General features: G+C 43.7%; 25 protein-coding genes. 1 reads left to right on the top strand and 24 read right to left on the bottom strand.

Annotated elements, in window-relative coordinates; translation table 11 throughout:
• Positions 1 to 19 precede the first annotated feature (19 nt).
• From hslU to smc, 22 genes are all read right to left on the bottom strand, one after another.
• Positions 20 to 1,414, bottom strand: a complete 1,395-nt coding sequence (gene hslU / locus ACZ444_RS07120) for an ATP-dependent protease ATPase subunit HslU (protein WP_382357259.1) — start codon at positions 1,412 to 1,414, stop codon at positions 20 to 22.
• 15 nt (positions 1,415 to 1,429) lie between these two features.
• Positions 1,430 to 1,975, bottom strand: a complete 546-nt coding sequence (gene hslV / locus ACZ444_RS07115; RefSeq protein ID WP_382357258.1) for an ATP-dependent protease subunit HslV — start codon at positions 1,973 to 1,975, stop codon at positions 1,430 to 1,432.
• A 22-nt stretch (positions 1,976 to 1,997) separates the two neighbouring features.
• The gene (gene xerC / locus ACZ444_RS07110) at positions 1,998 to 2,897 is read right to left on the bottom strand and encodes a tyrosine recombinase XerC (protein ID WP_382357367.1); all 900 of its coding nucleotides are present in this window, start codon (positions 2,895 to 2,897) and stop codon (positions 1,998 to 2,000) included.
• Between the two features lie 335 nt (positions 2,898 to 3,232).
• Positions 3,233 to 5,317: a type I DNA topoisomerase gene (topA, locus tag ACZ444_RS07105; protein ID WP_382357257.1), complete on the bottom strand. Its 2,085-nt coding sequence runs from the start codon at positions 5,315 to 5,317 to the stop codon at positions 3,233 to 3,235.
• 88 nt (positions 5,318 to 5,405) lie between these two features.
• A complete protein-coding gene (gene dprA, locus ACZ444_RS07100; RefSeq protein ID WP_382357256.1) occupies positions 5,406 to 6,104 on the bottom strand; it encodes a DNA-processing protein DprA in 699 nt (232 codons plus the stop codon).
• 260 nt (positions 6,105 to 6,364) lie between these two features.
• Positions 6,365 to 7,267: a succinate--CoA ligase subunit alpha gene (gene sucD, locus ACZ444_RS07095; protein WP_382357255.1), complete on the bottom strand. Its 903-nt coding sequence runs from the start codon at positions 7,265 to 7,267 to the stop codon at positions 6,365 to 6,367.
• Positions 7,268 to 7,307: 40 nt separating this feature from the next.
• Positions 7,308 to 8,468 (bottom strand): ADP-forming succinate--CoA ligase subunit beta, encoded by a 1,161-nt coding sequence (sucC, locus tag ACZ444_RS07090; RefSeq protein WP_382357254.1) that lies wholly within the window; start codon positions 8,466 to 8,468, stop codon positions 7,308 to 7,310.
• A gap of 143 nt (positions 8,469 to 8,611) precedes the next feature.
• Positions 8,612 to 8,884: an EscU/YscU/HrcU family type III secretion system export apparatus switch protein gene (locus tag ACZ444_RS07085; protein WP_382357253.1), complete on the bottom strand. Its 273-nt coding sequence runs from the start codon at positions 8,882 to 8,884 to the stop codon at positions 8,612 to 8,614.
• On the bottom strand, positions 8,881 to 10,131 hold the full coding sequence (locus ACZ444_RS07080; RefSeq protein WP_382357252.1) for a hypothetical protein: 1,251 nt from the start codon (positions 10,129 to 10,131) through the stop codon (positions 8,881 to 8,883). The genes ACZ444_RS07085 and ACZ444_RS07080 overlap by 4 nt, the downstream gene beginning before the upstream one ends.
• Before the next feature lie 16 nt (positions 10,132 to 10,147).
• Complete coding sequence (locus ACZ444_RS07075) at positions 10,148 to 10,927, bottom strand: ribonuclease HII (protein ID WP_382357251.1); 780 nt, start codon at positions 10,925 to 10,927, stop codon at positions 10,148 to 10,150.
• 142 nt (positions 10,928 to 11,069) lie between these two features.
• A complete protein-coding gene (ylqF, locus tag ACZ444_RS07070) occupies positions 11,070 to 11,924 on the bottom strand; it encodes a ribosome biogenesis GTPase YlqF (protein ID WP_382357250.1) in 855 nt (284 codons plus the stop codon).
• Between the two features lie 10 nt (positions 11,925 to 11,934).
• The gene (gene lepB / locus ACZ444_RS07065) at positions 11,935 to 12,495 is read right to left on the bottom strand and encodes a signal peptidase I (protein WP_382357249.1); all 561 of its coding nucleotides are present in this window, start codon (positions 12,493 to 12,495) and stop codon (positions 11,935 to 11,937) included.
• 160 nt (positions 12,496 to 12,655) lie between these two features.
• Entirely contained in the window at positions 12,656 to 13,000 is a 345-nt protein-coding gene (gene rplS / locus ACZ444_RS07060; protein WP_382357248.1) for a 50S ribosomal protein L19, read from the bottom strand.
• Between the two features lie 117 nt (positions 13,001 to 13,117).
• Positions 13,118 to 13,855, bottom strand: a complete 738-nt coding sequence (gene trmD / locus ACZ444_RS07055; RefSeq protein ID WP_382357247.1) for a tRNA (guanosine(37)-N1)-methyltransferase TrmD — start codon at positions 13,853 to 13,855, stop codon at positions 13,118 to 13,120.
• Entirely contained in the window at positions 13,855 to 14,367 is a 513-nt protein-coding gene (gene rimM, locus ACZ444_RS07050; protein WP_382357246.1) for a ribosome maturation factor RimM, read from the bottom strand. The genes trmD and rimM overlap by 1 nt, the downstream gene beginning before the upstream one ends.
• A 4-nt stretch (positions 14,368 to 14,371) precedes the next feature.
• Positions 14,372 to 14,767, bottom strand: coding sequence for a YlqD family protein (locus ACZ444_RS07045; protein WP_382357245.1), 396 nt, complete (start codon positions 14,765 to 14,767; stop codon positions 14,372 to 14,374).
• A gap of 86 nt (positions 14,768 to 14,853) precedes the next feature.
• Positions 14,854 to 15,081 (bottom strand): KH domain-containing protein, encoded by a 228-nt coding sequence (locus ACZ444_RS07040; RefSeq protein WP_382357366.1) that lies wholly within the window; start codon positions 15,079 to 15,081, stop codon positions 14,854 to 14,856.
• A 20-nt stretch (positions 15,082 to 15,101) separates the two neighbouring features.
• Positions 15,102 to 15,368, bottom strand: a complete 267-nt coding sequence (gene rpsP / locus ACZ444_RS07035) for a 30S ribosomal protein S16 (RefSeq protein WP_382357244.1) — start codon at positions 15,366 to 15,368, stop codon at positions 15,102 to 15,104.
• 136 nt (positions 15,369 to 15,504) lie between these two features.
• A complete protein-coding gene (gene ffh, locus ACZ444_RS07030) occupies positions 15,505 to 16,848 on the bottom strand; it encodes a signal recognition particle protein (RefSeq protein WP_382357243.1) in 1,344 nt (447 codons plus the stop codon).
• Between the two features lie 11 nt (positions 16,849 to 16,859).
• Positions 16,860 to 17,177 (bottom strand): putative DNA-binding protein, encoded by a 318-nt coding sequence (locus ACZ444_RS07025; RefSeq protein ID WP_382357242.1) that lies wholly within the window; start codon positions 17,175 to 17,177, stop codon positions 16,860 to 16,862.
• Positions 17,178 to 17,244: 67 nt separating this feature from the next.
• Positions 17,245 to 18,252, bottom strand: a complete 1,008-nt coding sequence (gene ftsY, locus ACZ444_RS07020) for a signal recognition particle-docking protein FtsY (protein WP_382357241.1) — start codon at positions 18,250 to 18,252, stop codon at positions 17,245 to 17,247.
• Between the two features lie 14 nt (positions 18,253 to 18,266).
• Positions 18,267 to 21,833, bottom strand: a complete 3,567-nt coding sequence (gene smc, locus ACZ444_RS07015; protein ID WP_382357240.1) for a chromosome segregation protein SMC — start codon at positions 21,831 to 21,833, stop codon at positions 18,267 to 18,269.
• Between the two features lie 149 nt (positions 21,834 to 21,982).
• Here smc and ACZ444_RS07010 point away from each other — a divergent pair, with 149 nt between their 5' ends.
• A complete protein-coding gene (locus tag ACZ444_RS07010; protein WP_382357239.1) occupies positions 21,983 to 22,207 on the top strand; it encodes a DUF1128 domain-containing protein in 225 nt (74 codons plus the stop codon).
• A gap of 76 nt (positions 22,208 to 22,283) precedes the next feature.
• Here the strand turns inward: ACZ444_RS07010 and rnc are convergent, their stop codons facing one another.
• Together rnc and acpP are read right to left on the bottom strand one after the other, a co-directional pair.
• Positions 22,284 to 22,970 (bottom strand): ribonuclease III, encoded by a 687-nt coding sequence (gene rnc, locus ACZ444_RS07005; RefSeq protein ID WP_382357238.1) that lies wholly within the window; start codon positions 22,968 to 22,970, stop codon positions 22,284 to 22,286.
• A 109-nt stretch (positions 22,971 to 23,079) separates the two neighbouring features.
• Positions 23,080 to 23,319 carry an acyl carrier protein gene (gene acpP / locus ACZ444_RS07000; protein WP_382357237.1) on the bottom strand — a complete coding sequence of 80 codons (240 nt, stop codon included), beginning with the start codon at positions 23,317 to 23,319 and terminating at the stop codon, positions 23,080 to 23,082.
• Positions 23,320 to 23,345: the final 26 nt, after the last annotated feature.

Genomic DNA, 23,345 nt, shown 5'->3' with positions numbered 1-23,345 from the left:
TTCATCACTAACGTACCATCTATAGAATAAATTGGCTTAAGTCTTTGTTTTGTATAATGCTGCTGAGTTTATCATCAACATAGTTTTCTGTGATTTCAATCGTCTCCATATTAATATCAGGCGCTTCAAACGACAAATCTTCCAATAATTTTTCCAGTATCGTATGCAGTCTTCTGGCACCGATATTATCTGTCTCCTGATTCACCTGAACAGCAATTTCTGCCAATCTGTTCACAGCATTGTCAGTAAACGTGACATTTATACCTTCTGTTTCCAACAATGCTGAATATTGTTTCAATAATGCATTGGATGGCTCCTTCAGTATACGTTTGAAATCTTCGACAGCAAGCTTCTCAAGTTCAACCCGAATCGGAAATCTCCCTTGAAGTTCCGGTATTAAATCGGATGGCTTCGCTGTATGGAAGGCTCCAGCAGCAACGAACAGCATATGATCCGTTTTAACTGAGCCGTGCTTCGTCTCAACGGTTGACCCCTCAACAATTGGGAGTATATCCCGTTGTACACCCTCACGTGAGACATTTGCGGAATCATCCTGCTTACCGGAGACTTTATCAATTTCATCGATAAATAAAATACCGGATTGTTCAGCACGATCGATGGCTTCCTGTGCCGCCTCATCCATATCGACAAGTTTCTGAGCCTCCTGAGTCGTTAGCACTTTTCTCGCTTCCGAAACAGGAAGTTTGCGCTTTTTCTTTTTATTGGGCATGAATTTGCTGAATGCATCCTGCATGTTCATACCCATCTGTTCCATGCCTGATCCCTGCAGCATATCAAACATCGATGGGGGGGTCTCCTCCATTTCAACTGTCACAGTTCTATCTTCCAATTCGCCTAATGCCAGCTGATGTTCCACTTGTTTGCGTTTGTTTTTAACCTCATCACTCTGCTCTGTCTGCTCATCTGATTCCTCTTCCTCATTCTGACCCGAAAATAACATTTCGAACGGGTTTTTGACACTATTTTGTTTTTTTGTCTGAGGAACCAGCAGTTCAACGAGCTTTTTATTAGCTTCCTGTTCTGCACGGCCTTTGACTTCTTCCATTTTTTCGTCTTTAACCATTCTCAAAGCTTGCTCAACTAAATCCCGGATCATTGATTCGACATCACGTCCAACATAGCCAACTTCGGTGAATTTAGTTGCCTCCACTTTAATAAACGGAGCACTGACCATACTGGCTAAACGCCGGGCAATTTCCGTTTTGCCAATCCCTGTCTGACCAATCATGAGAATGTTTTTCGGAACTATTTCATCCTTGATTTGCGCATCAAGTTTCATGCGCCGATACCGATTTCTTAACGCCACAGCAACTGACTTTTTGGCTTCAGCCTGACCGACAATATACCGGTCGAGCTGTTCCACAATTTGTTTCGGGGTATAATCTATTCCCATGCAATCAAGGCCTCCTTAATCAATTGTTTCCAGCGTTATGTGATCATTTGTATAGATACAGACTTCGCCTGCAATTTCAAGAGATGCCTGGGCGATTTCTTTAGCTGACAAGCTGTCTGTGTGCCTAACTAAAGCCCTGCCCGCACTCAATGCGTAGTTTCCGCCGGATCCAATCGCCAGTATGCCATCATCAGGTTCGATGACTTCACCAGTTCCTGATACAAGAAACATCTTATCCTTATTCACGACAATCAGCATGGCTTCCAATTTACGCAGAACCTTATCACTGCGCCATTCTTTGGCCAGTTCAACAGCTGCTCTGGCAAGGTTGCCATCGAACGTTTCCAATTTCCCTTCAAATTTTTCAAACAGTGTAAATGCATCCGCGACTGATCCGGCAAATCCAGCCAGCACCTGATCTTTATATAACCGGCGCACTTTCTTTGCTTTATGTTTCATAACAACGGCATCACCCATTGTTACCTGACCATCACCGCTCATCGCACATTGCCCATTATGTCTAATAGCAAAAATCGTTGTGGCATGCATACCTTCCGTCACGTGCACCACCTCTTTCAAGTAATTATTCTTTTGCCCGCGGATGACTATCCATATACACTTCCCGTAAATGATCTTTTGTAACGTGTGTATAAATTTGGGTGGACGATAAGTTTTCATGCCCCAAAAGCTCTTGAAGTGTCCGGAGATCGGCGCCTTCATTCAGCATATGCGTCGCGAATGTATGCCTGAGTTTATGAGGATGAACATGGACCGTCATTGCGGCATTTTCTACCATTTTATTTAAAATCATCCGCATTCCCCGGGCAGTTAACGGACCGCCTCTGGCATTTAAAAAGACAGCATCAGGAGAAGATGTTGTCTTTTCCAGCAATTTTTCACGTCCATCATTAATATAATGTTCCAAAGCCGTTTCTGCAAAGTGGCCAAATGGGAGATACCGTTCTTTATTGCCTTTTCCATTAACAAACATTGTCCCAATCGTAAAATCAATGTGCCCAAGCTTAACATTCTGGCATTCGCTGACACGTATGCCTGTGGCATAAAATATTTCGAGCAACGCTTGGTTGCGCTGACCAAGTGGATCATTTAAATCACTGACACTAAACAGTTTCTCCAATTCTTCAGTATATAAAAAACCCGGAATTGGATGTGTTGTTTTCGGAAGACTGACATAAATAAATGGATTAGCTGTTACTTGCTCGTGACGCTCCAAAAAACGATAAAAGCTTTTCAGACTGGAAATTTTTCTGGAGACGGACCGGCGGCCAAGTTTTCGTTTATATAACCTGGTCAGATACACACGAATAATGCGTTGATTAACATCTTCAAGTGAGCTGATCTGTTCCTCTTCTAAGAACGCAAAGAAATCCTCCAGATCATCCACATAAAAACGAACTGTATAGGGTGACGCATTTTTCTCAATTTGCAGGTATTCGGTAAAGTCTGTCAAAAAATGTCTCATTTCCATTAGAACTACACCCCGCCATACAGCTAATAAATCATATCACATTTCAAAACCTGCAGCAACTAATTTAACAGAATTATATTAAAATTCAAAAACAAACACAGTTCGATTAACTCTTAGCTAATTTGTCACCACTGCTATACTTTAAAAAGTCAAAGCCTGATCTGTCAAGCATCTACCTTAGCAATGCGCTATTATAGCTCTTTCGATTTAAATAGTCAATCAACAGATTAATGAATGTAGGAACATTTCGTTATTTATGACAGAATTGTGTCCGCAGAGGCTTTTGTGATTATAGAACACAAGAAAAACTGCCTGGTTTAAACAGGCAGTCAATTATCAACACTTTCTTTATAATCACACTGGGTACACTGGACTCTTGTTTCCTTTTTCGTTTTCTTTTCTACAAGCAGTGAACCACATTTTGGGCAAGGTCTGGCAATCGGTTTATCCCAGGAGACAAAATCACATTCCGGATACCGATCGCAGCCATAAAATTTCCGGTTTTTTTTCGATTTCCGTTCAACGACATCACCCTTTTGACACTTGGGACAGGTGACACCAATTTTCTTTAGAATCGGTTTTGTATTCCGGCATTCAGGAAAATTGGAACAAGCCATAAACTTGCCGTAACGCCCCATCTTATAAACCATTTCATGACCGCAATATTCACAGTCTATCCCAGCAGGCTCATCCCGTATCTCGACCTTTTCCATTTCCTGTTCCGCTTTTTCCAAACGTTTCCGGAAGCCGCTGTAAAACTCATCGAGCACATTGATCCATTTGGCCTTTCCTTCTTCGACAGCATCCAGGTCGTCTTCCATTTGGACCGTAAAATCAACATCGATGACTTGCGGGAAAAATTCTTTCAGGATATCCATGACAATCGTTCCCAGCTCAGTTGGGACAAAACGTTTACTGTCAAGTTGTACATACCCTCTCCGTTGTATTGTATCAAGAGTGGGAGCATACGTTGACGGACGTCCTATTCCTTGCTCTTCCATTGTCCGGACAAGTCTTGCTTCAGTAAATCTTGGCGGAGGCTGTGTAAAGTGCTGATTAGGTGTAATGTCTGTTGCATCAACAATCATACCCTCCGTTAGTTCAGGGAGCAGTTTATTGTCACTTTTTTTCTTGTCATCTGTTCCCTCAACATACACTTTCATAAACCCGTTAAATTTTAATTTTGAACCATTTGCCCGAAACTCAATCCCATTATTAAGCAAATTTACGGTCATTGTATCCATAACAGCGGGCGCCATCTGACTGGCAAGGAACCGTTCCCAGATCAATTTGTAAAGACGGTACTGATCACGTGACAGCGTCTCTTTTAATGATTTGGGGTCCCGGTTCACGGATGTCGGCCTGACAGCTTCGTGAGCATCCTGGGCACCCTGCTGCTGCTTGCCTTTGCCTTTATTCGGAGAGCCCAAATAGTTTTTGCCATAAAGTTCCTCAATATAACCTTTAGCCTCTTGTTTGGCCGTTTCAGCTATACGGGTGGAATCGGTACGCATATAGGTGATCAAACCCGTAGTACCACCATTTTTTTTACCCAGGTCAATTCCTTCGTACAATTGCTGGGCTACCATCATCGTTTTCTTGGCTTTGAAATTAAGTTTACGAGCAGCTTCCTGCTGAAGTGAAGATGTGGTAAACGGTTTGGATGGATTACGTTTGCGTTCCTTTTTCGTTACGTTATTAACGGTGAATTTATTGCCATCCAGCTTGTTGGTGATGTTTTTGACATCGTTCTCGGATTTCAGCTCCTGCTTTTTACCATCGAAACCATAAAAAAAGCCTTCAAAAACATCTTTATCTTTTTGAAATTGTGCGTCAATTGACCAATATTCTTCTGATTTAAAATTTTCAATTTCCTTTTCGCGGTCAATGACCATTTTAAGTGCAACAGATTGCACTCTTCCGGCGCTCAAACCTTTTTTGACTTTTTTCCATAGTAATGGACTGATATTATAGCCGACCAGTCGATCAAGAATACGCCGTGCCTGCTGAGCATCGACAAGATCACGGTCTATCGAGCGCGGATGCTGAAATGATTCTTTAATCGCTTCTTTTGTAATTTCATTAAAAACAACCCGGCATTTGGTATTTTCATCAATATTCAGTGCATAGGCCAAATGCCAGGCGATAGCTTCACCTTCGCGGTCAGGGTCAGCAGCCAGATAAACTTTTTTAGCTTTTTTAGCAGCTGACTTTAATTCTTTCAGCACATCCCCTTTACCGCGAATCGTTATATATTTCGGATCAAACTGATTATCAGGATCAACACCTATATAACTTTTCGGCAAATCACGCACATGTCCCATGGATGCTTTCACTGTATATTTCTTTCCCAGATAGCGTTCAATTGTCTTAGCTTTTGCCGGTGACTCAACAATCACCAGATAATCAGACATAGCATTTCCTCCCGGAGTTGCATTCATACATTTAATGGAAAATCTTTACTAATACTAAATAGTTATGCTGTGTTTGTCAAATACGTTATCATATGCCCCAATTCGGACCAATTCCTGTCCAGTCCTCTATAATATCCCCTGGCTCCTGGACGAGTTTCGCGCCATCCTGTATCATACGGTGACATCCAGCTGTCTGCAATGCTAGCGGTGAACCAGGAAGAGCGTAAACATCTCTGCCCTGATCAAGAGCCTGATCAACCGTAATTAACGTCCCGCTTTTTTCGGTGGCTTCAATTACAAATGTAGCAAAACTCAAGCCGCTGATAATCCGATTCCGCTCGGGGAAGTGATGACGTTCCGGCGGGATATCGGGAGGATATTCCGATAAAAGCAGTCCTTCAGCGGCAATCTTTTGGAAAAGCTCACTATGCTGTCTGGGATAAATATGATTAAAACCACTGCCCATAACAGCAATTGTCGGCCCATTATGGTTAATAGCGAGCTTATGGGCATAACCATCAATTCCTGCTGCCATACCACTGACAATAACCCAATCGTTCTGGATTAAAGGCAGCACAAACTTATTCATTTTCGAAGCCGCTTCAGAGGATGGACGTCTTGTGCCAATCACACTCAGGAGCGGCTGCTGCGTCAATAAATCGATATTACCTAAGGCATACAATACCAGCGGCGCATCTTTAATAGTTTTTAACACATAAGGATACACGGCGTCAACTATCGTTATCACAGTAATAGATTTAAGATCTTGCTGAATACGTCGTTTCAATGCGGGATTTTTAAGGTCAGAATGAAAGAGAGAAGCTTTGTTCAGAGGCAGCGAAAAAAATCGGCTGATTTCTGAGGCAGTCAGATGATAGATCGTTTTCAGCGAGGAATCATAATGAATAAATTTACGAATAGTCCTGCGTGTGATACCCCGGCATCTGTGAATATGAATTAACCGCTTACGCATTAATTCCAATCAATCACACCCTTTTTGATAATTGGAACCCAAAGATCGCCATCTTTGGGTTCCTGTCTATAACATCAGTGAGTTTTGCATTTTTCCTGCAAGCCGTTTTCTTTTAATACGTTAATCATTGTTTCGCCAATGACGGCTGGCGTATCAGCTGTCGCGATTCCGCATTCATTCATGATACGGATTTTTTCTTCAGCCGTTCCTTTGCCGCCGGAAATAATAGCACCAGCGTGACCCATCCGTTTTCCTGGAGGGGCTGTTGTGCCGCCAATGAAGCCAACAACCGGTTTGTCCATATTAGCATCAACCCACCGGGCCGCTTCCTCTTCTGCTGCACCGCCGATTTCACCAATCATAACAACGGCTTCTGTCTCTGGATCATCATTGAAAGCTGACAGAGCATCAATAAAGTCCGTACCAATGACCGGATCACCGCCAATGCCGACAGCGGTCGTCTGTCCATAGCCGGCCTCTGATAGTTGATGAACAGCCTCATATGTTAACGTGCCTGATCTGGAGATAACGCCAATATGGCCTTTTTTATGGATATAGCCCGGCTGAATACCAATTTTACATTCATCGGCTGTAATCACACCTGGGCAGTTCGGTCCAACAAGCCGTGTCTTCTTGCCTTCCATCGCACGTCTAACCTTAACCATATCCATAACCGGAATATGCTCCGAGATGCAGACAACAAGATCTAATTCAGCGTCAACTGCTTCCAGAATCGCATCCGCTGCTGCTGGAGCCGGAACATAGACAACTGAAGCATTCGCACCTGTTTCATCAACAGCGTCCTGAACAGTGTTAAAAACGGGAACACCTTCAACTTCAGTGCCACCTTTTTTCGGTGTAACACCGCCTACAATATTTGTTCCGTATTCAAGCATTTGTTTCGTATGAAATTTGGCTGTGCCGCCTGTAATTCCCTGTACAATCACTTTAGTGTTTTGATCAACATATACACCCATTTTCGTCCGTCCTTTCCTTGATTATTGTCATTTGGCCACGTTATTTAACCGCGGAAACAACTTTTTCTGCACCGTCTGCCATAGATGCGGCCGATGTAATATTCAATCCTGATTCATCCAGAATTTGTTTGCCTGATTCGACATTAGTGCCTTCGAGACGTACGACAAGCGGGATTTCGAGACCCATTTGCTTAGTCGCTTCTACGACACCTTCAGCAATGACATCGCATTTCATGATGCCGCCGAAAATGTTAACAAAAATACCTTTTACGCTTGAATCGGACAGAATGATTTTGAATGCTTCAGTTACCTTTTCGGCCGTTGCGCCGCCGCCAACATCAAGGAAGTTAGCCGGATCGCCGCCATAATGTTTAATAATATCCATTGTTGACATAGCAAGACCAGCACCATTGACCATGCAGCCAATATTGCCGTCGAGTGCGACATAGCTCAAGCCGGATTTGGATGCTTCAATTTCTTTATCATCTTCTTCACTCAGATCCCGCAGCTCCGTAAGATCCTGCTGACGGAACATAGCATTATCGTCGAAATTCAATTTAGCATCAAGTGCCATCACTTGGCCGTCACCTGTTGTCACGAGCGGGTTGATCTCAGCAATGGAACAATCTTTTTCCACATAGACATCATAAAGCCCCATCATGAACTTCGCAGCTTTACCGATAAGCTCGTCCGGCATATTAATATTGAACGCCAGTCTGCGTGCCTGGTAGCCAGCAAGTCCGACGACAGGATCAATGACTTCTTTGAAGATTTTCTCCGGAGATTCCGAAGCTACCTCTTCAATCTCAGTTCCGCCTTCTTCGGATGCCATCATAACAATGCGTGAAGTGGCACGATCCAGAACCAGGCCAACGTAATATTCACTTTGAATATCTGATCCTTCTTCAATTAATAAACGCGTCACTTCTTTTCCTTCAGAGCCAGTTTGATGTGTAACAAGCTGTTTGCCCAAAAGCTCTTCAGCATAGGTGCGCACGTCATCCACGCTTTTAGCCAGTTTGACGCCGCCGGCATTGCCCCGTCCGCCGGCGTGAATCTGTGCCTTTACAACCTTTACATCACTATTAAGCTTCTGTGCCGCCTCAACGGCTTCATCAGCTGTATAGGCGACATAGCCATTCGGCACATTGACGCCGTATTCACGTAAAACATCTTTGCTTTGATATTCATGAATGTTCATCTTTCATCCTCCCATCATATTTCAATGCACTGCTATTGTATAAAAAAACAACTAATTTCACAAGAAATAGCGGCTTATGACTGATTTTGTCTCCAAGTCTGCAAGGAAACCTCCGTTGCAATCAGCCCAGATTTGAGACCATCTCACTCACGTCCCATACGCTGATCGGTTTTGTACACAAAGGCAAATACTTCTGCGACAACCTGATAAAGCTCCTCAGGTATCGTTTCATTAATATTCAATTCGGCGAGCAGCGCAACCAGCGACGGATCTTCATGGACAGGGACCTGGTTATCATTGGCTTTTTGAATAATGGTCTCAGCTGTCAGTCCTTTACCGGAAGCTGTAACTCTTGGAGCCTGTTCATGGCTTTCTTCATATCGCATCGCAACGGCTTTATGACGTTGATCTGTCATATATGATAATCCACCCCCATGTATGGTTTCTGATAAGCTGTCCTGATAGCTTCATCTCCCGCTGGTTTGGTTTCATAGATTGGTTTAAATGTAACGGCAGAAAGCTTATAATCAGCGGCTTCCAGTCCTTTCTTCAGTACGGGTCTCAATACTGAGGCTTTCTCGGTCATAAGCTGATCCTGATCATTATAAATGGTTAGCGCAACAGCCCGTTTTTGGACGTGCATATCAATAATGGTTTCATTTAAATTCGTTAGATTTAAGTAAAATAAAATACGGCATGAGTCAGGGTTAATCGCACCGCTCTCTGTTTTGTTGCTGGAGAATTCCAGTTGTATATCTCCGGGCAATTGTAAGGGCGCCCCGGGCAGGTACATATTCGCTTGAATCGCATAGGAGGTTTCATTAACGGACTGAATTTGCATACCGTTCAGAAAATGTAAAAGCTGCTGTGACTGGTTATGAAGAACACCATCATTTTGCGAAACCATCTGCATCAGCATGGACTTGAGGGTCATTCCTTGCCTATGAAATTGATTGCGGGCAAGCTGATTTTCATAGGTTAAACCAGTTACGTCAAGCATTTGCTTAATCTCGCTTAAAAACTGTTCTTTTGGTGAGGTCACTTGATCCCCTTTCCCAAGCAGTTGTGTTAAGCGATACATCAGCTGCTTTTCAAGTTTGCTTGGATCAGGATTTTCTTGCAATTGCTGCAAGAGCGACTGCAATTGGTCAGATAACGCTGTTGTGTTCATCGAGACAAGGGCCTTGTAAACTGATTCTGTAATTGGCAAACCTGCTGACAGCATACCTTTCAGGGTTTGGTGTGCCTGCGCATCACTTTTATGACTATGTAACAGCTGGAAGGCCTGTTTCAACTGCTCTTTTGTAAACGGGATTTTTTCATCCACAAGCGTCTGAGCCAAATTCACATTAGCCTTCGATGTTTTCAGGCTCAACTGCTGCAGCAATGCAGTGGTACTCCCGGTTTCCTGTTTTGGAAGCTCCTCACCGATAACGCGCAAATGAACAACATCCTCTGATGGCTGCACCTGGAAATGGTATTTCCCGCCAGATGATAATGGGGCTTCAAGCTTTGCCATTAGTTTCTGCGAACCCAATTGAATTTGCGCCTTTTGATTTGGATACAGCTTCACAACGTCACCTTGAATAATTTGCCCGGGCCTTAATGTCCGGGCTTTACTGGTCACATTGGCTGTTGATGAAACGCGGTTATGAACGTGCATAAAACCCTCTCCCTGTCTATTTGGCTGCATCACGTACAGGAGCAAAGGTACGTCTATGGTAGGGTGAAACTCCCCGTTCCTTCAATGTCTCTAAGTGCTGTTTGGTCCCGTACCCCATATTGGACTTAAAACCATACTCGGGATAGTTCTCAGCTATTTCCTTCATTAATTGGTCCCTGGTAACTTTAGCTAATATACTGGCAGCAGCAATGGAAATACTCCTCTGGTCACCTTTTGTAATAGCGTCAGACGTTGTTGGCAGCTCATGAAGCGGCACGGCATCAATCAAAATATGGTCCGGAGATGGGTCCAGCTGATCAACAGCCTCATACATAGCCCGGTTGGCTGCTTCAGAAATATTGATCACATCAATCGTCTGATTATCAATGATGGCAATGCCATAGCTCACAGCTGCCTGTTTGATAAGAGTAAAATAATCATTGCGTACTTTTTCAGTTAATTGTTTCGAATCATTCAGCCCAAGCAGTTTGAAGTCCGGCGGCAGGATGACAGCTGAGGCAACAACCGGGCCTGCCAGTGGACCGCGTCCTGCCTCATCTATGCCAGCGATATAATGACAGCCTTTCGCATAGAGCGCCTGTTCATAGCGTGACATACGGCGGAAATTTTCTTCCAGCGCCTGTTCTTGCAGCCTTTGTCGCTCATACTGTTTAATCAGTTTTTGCACACCTTTGCGGTTATCAGATTTCAGTTCGTTTAGCCAGCTTTCGTCAATATGACCGGCGGCAAATAATTGTTTCAGTTGCGCTATTGAATATTGTTTCAAATGAATCACCTGCACCTGTTGTATTTATATCGGCTGATCGTGAGAAAAGTGAAGTGTGAATGCTTCTAAAGGTTTAGCAGTCCCCAGCCAGTTGCATCAGCGCTGCAGGCAGCCATTATATCAGCCTTTTAAAAAAGACACCTTCCGGATATTAAGCGTTACCCGGCGGTGTCTCAAATGTAATTTTTCCGAGTTTACCTCCCCGCAGATCCTGTATAATCAAACCAGCTACTTTATCAAAATTCACATGCCCGCCTGATTCCAGTGCACCACGCTTTTTCCCGATAGCAACGAAGATATCCCACATATCGTCCATATCAGGTGCAATCCCGAAGCGTTTTTCCAATTGTTCGGGAGAGTGCGCCTGGACATACTGAATGACAAAAGCAGTCACATCATCTAACGGCAGCAAGTGATCTTTAATAGTGCCAATCGCAGCGAGTCTGTAACCAACAGCTTCATCTTCAAATTTCGGCCATAGAATCCCCGATGTATCAAGCAGTTCAAACTCATTTTTTATTTTAAGCCACTGCTGCTTGGTGGTAACGCCGGGTTTGTCGCCGATTTGTGCAATCTTTTTATTAGCAAGGCGGTTGATCAAAGTTGATTTTCCGACATTCGGAATACCAAGAATCATAGCTCGGGATGGGCGCGGATTAATGCCTTTTTCTTTTAATTTATCAAGACTTGCCTGGCCTAATTTCTTGCCTGTTTGAATAACCTGCTTAATATCGCTCATGTCATTAACATCAATGGCAATGGCCAAAATTCCCTGCTCTTTAAAGTGAGCAAGCCAGGCTTCTGTCAGCTCATCATCTGCCAGATCCTTTTTCATCATAACAATCATTTTAGGTTTTTGCTGTAAAATGGACTGCAACAGCGGGTTTTGTGAAGACAATGGCGCCCGTGCATCAATTAGTTCGATGACAAAATCCACTAAAGACACGTTTTCTTCCACTTCACGCTTAGCCTTAGCCATATGGCCCGGATACCACTGTATCGTCATGATAATCACCCTAATCGTGTATTAATTGGAATCGATCTAGCGGCCAATAAACCAAACTGGCTTTTCCGATAATCTTATCCATCGACACAAGCCCCAAAATCCGGCTGTCAGTTGAATTGTTCCGATTATCACCCAGCACAAGCACATGGTTATCAGGGATTGTTTCATAGCCGCCAGGGAGCTGCTCTAAATCAAAATCATTCGTCAGCGTCTGATAAGACGGCATATGCTCTTTTCGCTCCTGCAGAAAAGGTTCTTCCACTTCATCACCGTCAACATATAATTGATCATCTTTAACAGTAATATGTTCACCAGGCAGACCGATAACCCGCTTAATAAAATCTTTTTTTTCTGAAGCGTGAAACACAACAACATCAAAACGATCAGGTTCATGTATATCGTAAATAAATCGATTGACAACCATCTGATCCCCGTTATGCAATGTCGGCTTCATGGATGGCCCATCCACAACGATCGGGAGAAAAAGAAAGGTTCTTATGATTAAAAATACACCCAGAACGATCAATAACGTTTTAAGCAAGTCAAGCCATTCGCCCTTTAATTTTTTCATAGACTCCCACCGCCTGCTACTAATATCTCTTCATTAATGTTATATGAACAGTGTCATATGATTCATGCCTGTCAGGGACTTTCGGGCATCCTGACAAAAGTAAAAAGAGGCTTGCGTGAATACACCAAGCCCCTTTACAAAGTCAATTTCAACTGACGGATTAGCGACGTTCTTTAATACGTGCTGCTTTTCCGCGCAGATTGCGAAGATAGTACAGTTTCGCACGGCGGACAAGGCCACGGCGGGAAACTTCAATTTTCGCAAGGCGAGGTGAATGCAGCGGGAATGTACGCTCGACACCGATACCGTAAGAAATCTTTCTCACAGTAAATGTTTCACTGATTCCGCCGCCTTGGCGTTTGATGACAACACCTTCAAATACCTGTACACGTTCACGCGTGCCTTCAACAACCCTGACGTGAACTTTGACAGTGTCACCTGCACGGAATTCAGGATGATCGGTACGAAGCTGATCTTTCGTCACTTCTTCGATAATGCTTTGCATCCTGCTTCACTCCTTCCAACCAATGCTCATATCACACTAAGGACAGCGGAACATCGTTTTTTTCGCTTCTAACTAATGTAAGCACAATAGATACTATACCATATTGGAAATGCGAATTCAATCTTCATTTTGCTGGATTTTCCGCAGTAATTCGCCATCCTTTTCCGTTAAGTTCTCCTTAACAAGCATATCAGGCCGGCGTTCATACGTTCGCTTCAGTGACGCTTCCCGGCGCCATTCAGCAATTTTGGCATGGTCTCCTGATAAGAGCACTTCCGGCACTTTCATACCGCGAAAGTCAGCCGGGCGTGTATAATGCGGATGTTCAAGCAAACCCGATGAAAATGAATCTTCTGCCGCCGATTCTTTGTTCCCCAGTGCATCTGGAAGCAGTCTGACCACACTATCGATCAGGACCATCGCCCCAAGTTCACCGCCGGTTAAAACATAATCACCAATCGATATTTCATCGGTAACAAGGTGCTCGCGTATGCGTTCATCATACCCCTCGTAATGGCCGCAAATCAGCACCAAATGGTCTTCTTCTGCCAGCTCCTCTGCTTTTGACTGCTGATAAGGCTCACCCTGGGGGGACAGTAAAACCACACGAGGTTTTGTTTGCCCGCCGCTCGTGAGCGCATCAAGTGTATCAAACACCGGCTGCGGGGTTAAAACCATGCCAGCGCCACCGCCATATGGATAATCGTCAACTTTTGAATGCTTGTTTGCCGAATAATCACGAAAATTAACGAGGTTGTAATTAAATGCAGCGTTGTCCTGTGCTCTTTTTAAAATTGAAGCGTTCAAGACACCTTCAATCATTTCGGGAAATAAAGTTAAGACATCAATATGCATTAATCCAGCAGTCCTTCCATAGGTTCAATGACCACCTGGCGAGATGAGACATCAACCTGTTTAACAACATCTTCAATATAGGGAATAAGCGCGTCCTGGCCACTCGCTCGTTCAATCACCCAGACATCATTAGCACCTGGAGCAAGGATTTCCTTAATATCGCCGAGATAATCACCGTTCGTCTGATACACAGCACAGCCAATAATCTCATGATAATAAAACGCATTTTCTTCCAATTCCGTGAGCTGATCACCTGTGACTTTTAAATAAAGCCCTTTAAATGGCTCGACATCATTAATCGAGTCAAAACCAGCAAAGTGCAGCAGATCAAAACCCTTATGGGAACGGTAGCCATCGATGGTGAACGTTTGTTTAGTGCCATTTTCAAGCTCCACAAGCAGCTCATTGCCGTAAGCAAAACGCTCCGGAAAATCAGTGATGCGCTGTACTTTCACCTCGCCTTTGATACCATGTGTATTCACAATTTGTCCTGCATTAAACAGTTCTGTCATGTCATCACCTGCTATTTTCAATCCGGACAACGACATCGTCTTCAATGACAATAACCGCGGCTTTCATCACATCGTCCCAGTGCGATCCAACATCGACTTCAACAAGCGCATCAACTTCTTTTTCGGTTATTTCACTGCCCATTTCCAGAATCGCCAGTTGTTCTGATTTAAAATCAACCGACTCCATTTTTTCCTGGCGTTTTTCGATCTCTTTTTGAAATCGTTGCGACAGCTCCTGTTTGGACATTGTATGCTTATTTTCCTGTTTACGCTGTTCAAACTTAAGTTGTTGACATTCTTGTTCAAGCCGCATTTTCTGATCATAGAAATTATTCCGCAATTTAGCCTTGCTTTTTTCGGTAATAATTTGTTTAACCTGGACCTTTTTAATAATTTGCATGTGGGATCCCCGCTCTCATTAAACGTGTCCGGACTGGAATAGTTCCATATATTTGTTTTAAAAAAGGGAAAGGCGGGCCTCTCCCTTTACATAATATCCAAATGAATACGCTTTTCTGCTTTAGGTCTGGCAGCATAGACCAGTGTACGAATTGATTTAGCAACCCGTCCGTTTTTGCCGATCACCTTCCCGGCATCGCTCTCATGGACAGTCAAATGGTACACAATTTTAGTGTCTTCCTGCATTTCAGTCACAGCAATAGCCTCTGGATGATCGACAAGGGGTATCACAATCGATTCAATAAGGCCGGTCATGATTATCAATCACTTAACACTTAATTCTTTTGCTCGTGAAATTTTTTCATGATGCCTTGTTTTGAGAAAAGATTACGGACCGTGTCGCTCGGTTTTGCACCATTTGTCATCCAGTTCATCGCTTTGTCCTCATCGATTTTAACTTCAGTTGGATTGACAACTGGATTGTATGTTCCAATTTGTTCAATAAAACGTCCATCTCTTGGTGAACGTGAATCAGCTACAACAATTCGATAAAATGGATTACGCTTTGAACCCATACGTTTCATACGAATTTTAACTGCCATAATGTCACCTCCGTTATGTTTGTTTCACAATTTTAGATTCTAACAGATCACCTTACATCTGTAAAGTGTTTATCCATTACAGATTAATCATTTTTTGAACCAGCTGGCCAGCAGTCTGAGCAGCGCCGCTTCAGAACTACATAAAAGGCAGATTCATACCTTTGCCTTTCTTCCCTTTTTGTGTGCCAGTCATTTGTTTCATCATTTTTTTCATTTCATTAAACTGTTTCAGCAGCCTGTTCACCTGAGATACAGACGTTCCAGACCCTTTGGCAATCCGTTTTTTTCGGCCTGCGTTCATAATAGACGGATCCTGACGTTCATCTTTGGTCATAGACTGGATAATTGCTTCGATATACACAAGCTGGCTCTCATCAATCTGGGCATTTTTCAAGCCCTTCATTTTATTTGCACCAGGGATCATATTCATCAGATCATCCAGCGGTCCCATTTTCTTAACTTGATCCATTTGCTCCAGGAAATCATCAAATGTGAAGGAGGCTGTACGCATTTTTTCTTCGAGTTCTTTAGCCTGCTTTTCATTCACATTTGTTTCGGCCTTTTCAATCAAGCTCAGGACATCGCCCATTCCAAGGATGCGTGAGGCCATACCTTCAGGCTGGAACGCTTCCAGCTGATCCAGCTTCTCACCCATGCCGGCAAATTTGATTGGTGTATCCGTAACGGCTCTTATGGACAGAGCAGCACCGCCGCGCGTGTCACCGTCCAGTTTCGTCAAAACAACACCGGAGACCGCTAATTGATCATTGAAACTTTCTGCCACATTAACAGCATCCTGGCCTGTCATGGAATCAACAACAAGAAAGGTTTCATCCGGCGTTACAGCGGCTTTAATCTGTTCCAATTCAGCCATCAGGTCCTCATCAACATGGAGCCGTCCTGCCGTATCAATGATGACGTAATCGTTATGCTCTGCTTTTGCCTGCTCAACAGCTTCGCGAGCGATAGCCACCGGATCAGCATTTGTTCCTTTTGAAAAGACAGGTATATCAAGCTGTTCGCCGACCGTCTCCAGCTGATCAACCGCTGCCGGCCGGTAAACGTCAGCGGCTGCGAGAAGCGGTGAACGGTTATGTTTTTTTCGCAGGTAATTGGCAAGTTTGCCGCCCGTTGTCGTTTTGCCGGCACCTTGCAGCCCAACCATCATAATAACAGTAGGCGGGTTATCAGCAACGGCTACCGTGCTCTGTTCACCGCCCATCAGCTCGGTTAATTCCTCCCTGACGACTTTAATAACCTGCTGGCCGGGTGTCAGACTTTCCATGACTTCCTGTCCAACGGCGCGTTCTTTTATCCGTTTCACCAAATCTTTAACAACTTTAAAATTAACATCTGCTTCCAAGAGAGCCAGACGCACTTCCCGTGTCATATCCTTAACGTCCTGCTCGGAAACCTTACCTTTGCCGGTTATCTTTTTCATCGTACTTTGTAAACGATCGGCCAATCCTTCAAATGCCATTAAGGTTCCCCCTACTCTAATTCTTTTAATTGACTGATGAAGATCCTGAAATCTTGATTTTCCGCTTGCTCATCCATTTGGTCTAAAATGACCATGCGTTTTTGAAAACGATCATAAAGCATCAGTTTTTCCTCATAGGATTCAAGCATGCTTTCGGTCCGCCGTATATTATCATAAACCGCTTGACGCGAGACCTGCAGCAATTCAGAAATTTCACCGAGCGAATAGTCTTCACGATAATACAAATCCATATATTGACGCTGTTTAGGGGTCAGGAGCGGTTCATAAAAATCAAATAAGTAATTAATGCGCGTTGTTTTTTCCAGCAAGCCATTCACCCCTTTAAGCACAAATTCCTTGCGTTGTTAAGTGAAACCTCTTTACAAGAGTTTACCATCATTCCGTCTCATCTTCAAGCAGATCTGCAAACAAACCATAGACAAAGGCATGTGCATCAAATGCTTGAAGGTCATCAACTTTTTCACCTAAACCGGCAAATTTGACAGGAATATTAAGTTCATTGCGGATGGCCAGCACGATACCACCTTTAGCAGTTCCATCCAATTTCGTCAGTATAATACCTGAAACATCCGTGGCTTCAGAAAATGTTTTTGCCTGGCTCAAGGCATTCTGGCCTGTTGTAGCATCAAGTGTCAGCAATACGTCGTGCGGTGCATCAGGCACTTCCCGTTCAATAACACGCTTCACTTTGGCCAGTTCATTCATTAAATTCACCTTGTTCTGCAGCCGCCCTGCCGTATCACAAATTAAAACATCAGCCTCGCGGGATCGCGCCGCTTTAATACCATCAAAAATAACGGCCGCCGGATCGCTGCCTTCACGCTGTTTAATAACATCCACACCAGTCTTTTCGCCCCAGGCATCCAGCTGTTCAATCGCACCAGCGCGGAACGTATCACCGGCGGCCAATAAGACATGTTTGCCTTCCTGTTTTAACTGATAAGCCAGCTTGCCGATTGACGTCGTTTTGCCAGCGCCATTCACACCAACAACAAGAACAATAGACAAGCCGTCTTCCTGCAAGTTCAGTTTCTCAACTGTTTCATCATCATCACCGTAATAAATCTCCACAAGTTTTTCAGAAATGACATCCTTCATCTCTCGTGTATCTTTGATATTTTGCCGTTTCACTTCCATTTTCAATTCCTCGACAAGTTCCATGACAGTATTAATGCCAACATCTGCTGTAATCAGCACTTCTTCCAGCTCTTCAAAAAAGTCTTCATCGACTTTCCGGTAGCGGGCAACCAGATCATTAATCTTACTGGAAAATGAATTGCGGGTTTTTTCCATACCTTCTTTATATTTTTGAGAAACATCCTCTGTTTCCGGATTATTTTCTTTTTGTTTAAATTTATTTTTTAATTTATCCATGAATCCCATGCAGCCGTTACCTCCTACGCATTGATAAGCTCTTCTGTCTCTTCCAGCCTGACGGAAACGAGACGTGACACCCCTGATTCCTGCATTGTGACGCCATATAAGACATCCGATTGTTCCATTGTTCCTTTACGATGCGTAATGATAATAAATTGCGTATCCTGACTATATGTTTTTAAATATTTGGCAAAGCGGACAACATTCGCTTCGTCAAGAGCCGCTTCCACCTCGTCCAATACACAAAATGGCACGGGACGAACACGCAATATAGCAAACAATAAAGCAATCGCAGTTAACGCTCGTTCACCACCGGAAAGCAGTCCAAGATGCTGCAGTTTTTTCCCAGGCGGCTGCGCAATAATCTCGACCCCGGTATCAAGCAAATTTTGAGGATCACTCAGCTGTAATTCTGCCTTTCCACCGCCAAATAATTGTTTGAAAACAGTAGTGAATTCCGTTTTGATTTGTCCGAACGTGTCACTAAAACGTTTTTCCATTTCCGCATCCATTTCCGCAATGACAGTATGCAGTGTCTGTTTAGCCTCTACAAGATCACTTTGCTGACCGGATAAAAAGTCATAGCGTTCAGATATGCGATCATATTCATCAATGGCGCCTAAATTAACCGTCCCCAGCTGGTCAATCGCCTGCTGAATAGATGCGACCATATTTTGTGTTTCTTCGATATTGTCTGTTTTATCATAGGACTGTCTGGCCTTTTCAAACGTCATCGTATAATCATTCTGCAGCTTAGACAGACGGTTTTCCAGTTCAACGTCAAGACGATTAGCCTTAACATCTTTTTCCTGAATCAACTCTTTAAACGCCTGATGCTGCTTCGTTTCCTCTTTAAGTTCGCGGTCCTGCTCCTGCAAACGCTGCGTGCGCTGAGAACGATCCGAACGCATGGTTTGAATTGTTTCAGTGATTGTTTCTTTATGCGCCTTCGCTTCAGAAATCGCTGCGTCGATATCGTCCTCAGTCTCTTTCGATTTCTCAGCCGTCTGCAGGTCATCCAAATCTTTTTTATAACGTTCGTACTGCTCCCTGGCGTCATTTAACTGTGATTGCACGTCGTTTGTCTTGTTACGCTGGTTTTTTAAACGTTCTTCCTGTTCAGCAAGCGTGACTTGCGCCTTTTGGTAGTCATCCTTTAATTGCTCCAGATTCTCCTGATAAGCTGACTCCTCTTCCGACAGCTTATCTATCTTCTGCTGGGTTTCTTCCAGCTTGCCGGAAATCGCGGCAAGTTCTTGTGCGAGCTGTTCGTCACGGGCTTTCAGATCGTTCGTATCTTGCTCAAACTGCTGATTATCCTGATCATAACGCTCTAAATTATCGTTCAGTGAAGCAAGCTTCATCTCTGCTTCTTTAAATGCCGCATGACGTGCCTGCAAGTTTTCCTGCTCTTGGTTCAGCTGACTTTCTTTTGCCGTAATGGCTTCTTCCAGCTGACTTATCTCCTGCTTTTGCTGATCAACCTGCTGTTGAAATTCCTGTGTTCTTTGCTGATAATCCTGAAGTTTTTCGGTCACGTCCTGCAGGTCTTTTTCTCTCGTGAATAACGATTGTTTTGATTTCTTCTGGGCACCGCCGGACATGGAACCTCCTGGGTTAACAACATCCCCTTCCAATGTCACAACCCGGTGTTTCCGCTTAACAGCACCAGCCAGTTCATTGGCATCTTTTAGCGTCCTGGCGACCAGCACATGGCCCATTAAGTGGCTGACCGCTTTCTGAAATGCTGATGAGACAGTTACAAGATCGCTGGCTACCCCAATGAAACCGGACTGATTTTCTGCATTCGCAAGCATCTCACGTGATACAAAGCGTTCCTTGATGGAATTGAGCGGCAAGAAAGTTGCCCGGCCGCTATTTGTTTCTTTCAGCCATTCAATGGAACGGCGCGCTGTCTGGTCATCGCTGACAACGACATGCTGGGCTTGTGACCCCAAGACGGTTTCAATCGCTGTGATATAGGTTTTGGGAATGTCAATCAGCTCAATCATGGCACCCTGGACACCGGATAGTTTCCCATCCTCGCGTGCTTGGAGAACAGCTTTAACACCGTTGAAAAAGCCTTGAAAGTCTTCCTTCATGTCTGTAAGCATTTCCTGTTTGGACTTCAGCTTTTCAATATGCTGATAACCCTGGTTCAGTTTCGACTGCGCTTCCTGAAAAGCTTGACGTTTCTGTGCCAGCTGGTTTTTCTCCTGCTGCAATGATTCCGATAGGGCCTGACATGTTTTTTCCTGTTCAGAATAATCCGCTCGCAGCTTTTCCAATTTCGCGCTAAAATCTTCCCGGTCTGCCAGCAAGTCTGCAAATGTCTCCGCTTGTTTCTTTTTCTTCCCATCAACCTGGTTCAGTTGTTCCTGGATTGATTGTTTTTCATTGCGTTTGGCAGCCTGCTCATTTAAGTTCTCGATATAATCTGCTTTCAGTTCCTCAATTTGTCCGCTGATATTTTCCCTGTCAATCGACAGTTTTGACTCCAGTTGCGTTACCCGCTGTTTTGTATCGTCGCGTGTTTGTTTTAGCGAGGCGAATTTTTCATTTTCCTGTTTGTATTCATATTCGAGTTTGTCAACCTGCTCAGATGCTTCTTGTTTTTGTGCGGTGAGCTTATCAAGGTTTTCACTTAAGTGCTTTGTCCGTTCATCGAATACTTGCTTTTTTCCTTCATATTGCTCCAGGTTTTCCGTTGCAGTTAACAAATCCGCCTGATACTGTTCGATTGTTTCATCGAGTTTCTGGAGTTCCTGCCGCTCCTGTTCAAGTTCAGCCTCTTTTGTCTGAATAGCCGTATTCTGTTTCAATTCGTCATCTTTTTCTTTTTTCAATTCATCCAAAAGACCCTGCCACTCACCATGGAGCTGTTCAATTTCTGTTACGAGCAGGGAAATTTCCTGCTGCTTCAATTGTTCTTGTTTATCTAAGTATTTCCGGGCTGTTTCCGCCTGTTCTTTCAGTGGTCCGATCTGTTGGTCAATTTCCTGAATAATATCTTCCACACGATACAGATTTTCCTGCGTTTCGGCTAATTTATATTCCGCTTTTTTCTTACGCTGCTTGTACTTTAAAACACCGGCAGCCTCTTCAAAAATAGCGCGCCGTTCGTCAGCTTTCGAGCTGAGTATCTCTTCAACCCTTCCCTGACTGATGATTGAAAAGGATTCACGACCAAGCCCGGAATCTATAAATAAATCAACAATATCTTTTAAACGACAGGATTGCTTATTAAGATAAAACTCACTCTCCCCAGAACGATAGACGCGTCTGGTAACACTCACTTCTTCATAATCAAGCGGCAATGTTTTATCACTATTGTCCAAGACAAGTGTTACTTCAGCAACATTAAGAGCCCGCCTTGTATCACTGCCCTGAAAAATAACATCTTCCATTGTGGTCCCTCGTAAGGACCGGGCTGACTGCTCCCCCAGCACCCATCTAATCGCTTCGGTTATATTACTCTTTCCGCTTCCATTTGGGCCAACCACAGAGGTCATACCAGGAACAAAATCAACGCTGATCCGTTCTGCAAATGATTTAAAGCCCACACTTTCCAATCGTTTCAAATACATAGCTATTCTCCTAGTTTCGCTTACGTTTGTGCAGCATTTCGCGTTCTTGGGTTGGCATTTTAACGTGTTTATTTTATCATATAGAAAAGGACAATAGAAGGCACAGCTGACACTATAAGCAATGCAAAGCCCTTTAAAGGAGTGTTCACATGAACCTGGAAAATCCGACGCGGGAAAATTTGAAGCATATTCTGAATGAACTGGCTGATCAATTAGACGTCGTCAATCGTGAATTAATGGAAGCCGATGACTATGATCTGGATAAATATGAGGATATTAAGTTTATGTATGATATGGTGAAACAAAAAGGCTCTCTAAGCCCTTCTGAGACACAAGCATTCATTACGGAACTTCGGGCGGTCAGGAAAGCGTAATTTTTAACAAGCATTCTGGTTAAACCATAATAAAAGGCTGGTGCTCAGAGTATAAGCATACAGCCTTTATGCATCATCATCTGCTGTCTGATGTGTCCAGTGTGTCTTTAGCAGCACGCTGTTCGGCCTCTTTTTTGGTGTGACCTGCTCCCTCACCTGAGACGGCATTATCAATTAATACCTGAGCCACAAATTCCTTATCGTGGGACGGGCCTTTCTCATCAGCAATGACATACGCAATACTGTGATTTCCTTCCTGCTGAATTTCTTCCTGCAGCTTGCTCTTATAATCCATCGCATGTGAAAAAGCACCGGTGTTTATTTTCGGATAAACATAGTGTTCCAAAAACGTGATAACCGCGTCATAACCCTGGTCTAAATACAGGGCACCAAGAAAGGCCTCAAACACGTCTGCCAATATGGCTTCTCGCTCACGGCCCCCTGACTGTTCTTCGCCCCGCCCGAGCAGAAGATAATCACCAAAATGGAGGTTCCTGGAGAACTCAAACAGGGACGCTTCACACACAATCGAAGCGCGCCATTTCGTCAAATCCCCTTCAGGCAATTGGTCTTTTTGTCTGTATAGATATTGGGAAACACCCAATTCCAGGACAGCATCGCCCAGAAATTCCAGACGTTCATTATCCGATATGGCTTCCTTCCGATGCTCATTCACATAAGATGAATGTGTGAAGGCTTGTCGCAGCAGTTCTTGATCGTTAAACGTTATACCCAGCTGTTTTTCCAATTGTAACAGATTCATTTCGATTCTCACCACTTAGTATGAAGGTTAGCATCATTGTACTGAAGATGTACAAGGTTGTAAATAACAGAAGTCCCGCATCGTGCGGGACTTCATTTGAATGCTATCGTTATGATTGGCTGCTGTTTATGTATTCGACAGCCGCACCAACTGTATTGATCTTTTCAGCTTCTTCGTCAGCGATTTCAATGTCAAATTCATCTTCAAGTTCCATAACAAGTTCAACCACATCAAGTGAATCAGCTTCTAGATCCTCTTTAAAAGATGCTTCCATCGTCACTTGTGATTCTTCAACTTCCAATTTATCAACAATAATATTTTTTACTTTAGCAAATACATCGTCTGCCACGGTTTGTTCACCTCCTTTCAATTAAT

It is taken from the genome of Lentibacillus kimchii (assembly GCF_055381965.1).
The sequence above is the reverse complement of the archived record's forward strand: the minus strand, read 5'-3'. Positions and strand labels throughout refer to the sequence as shown.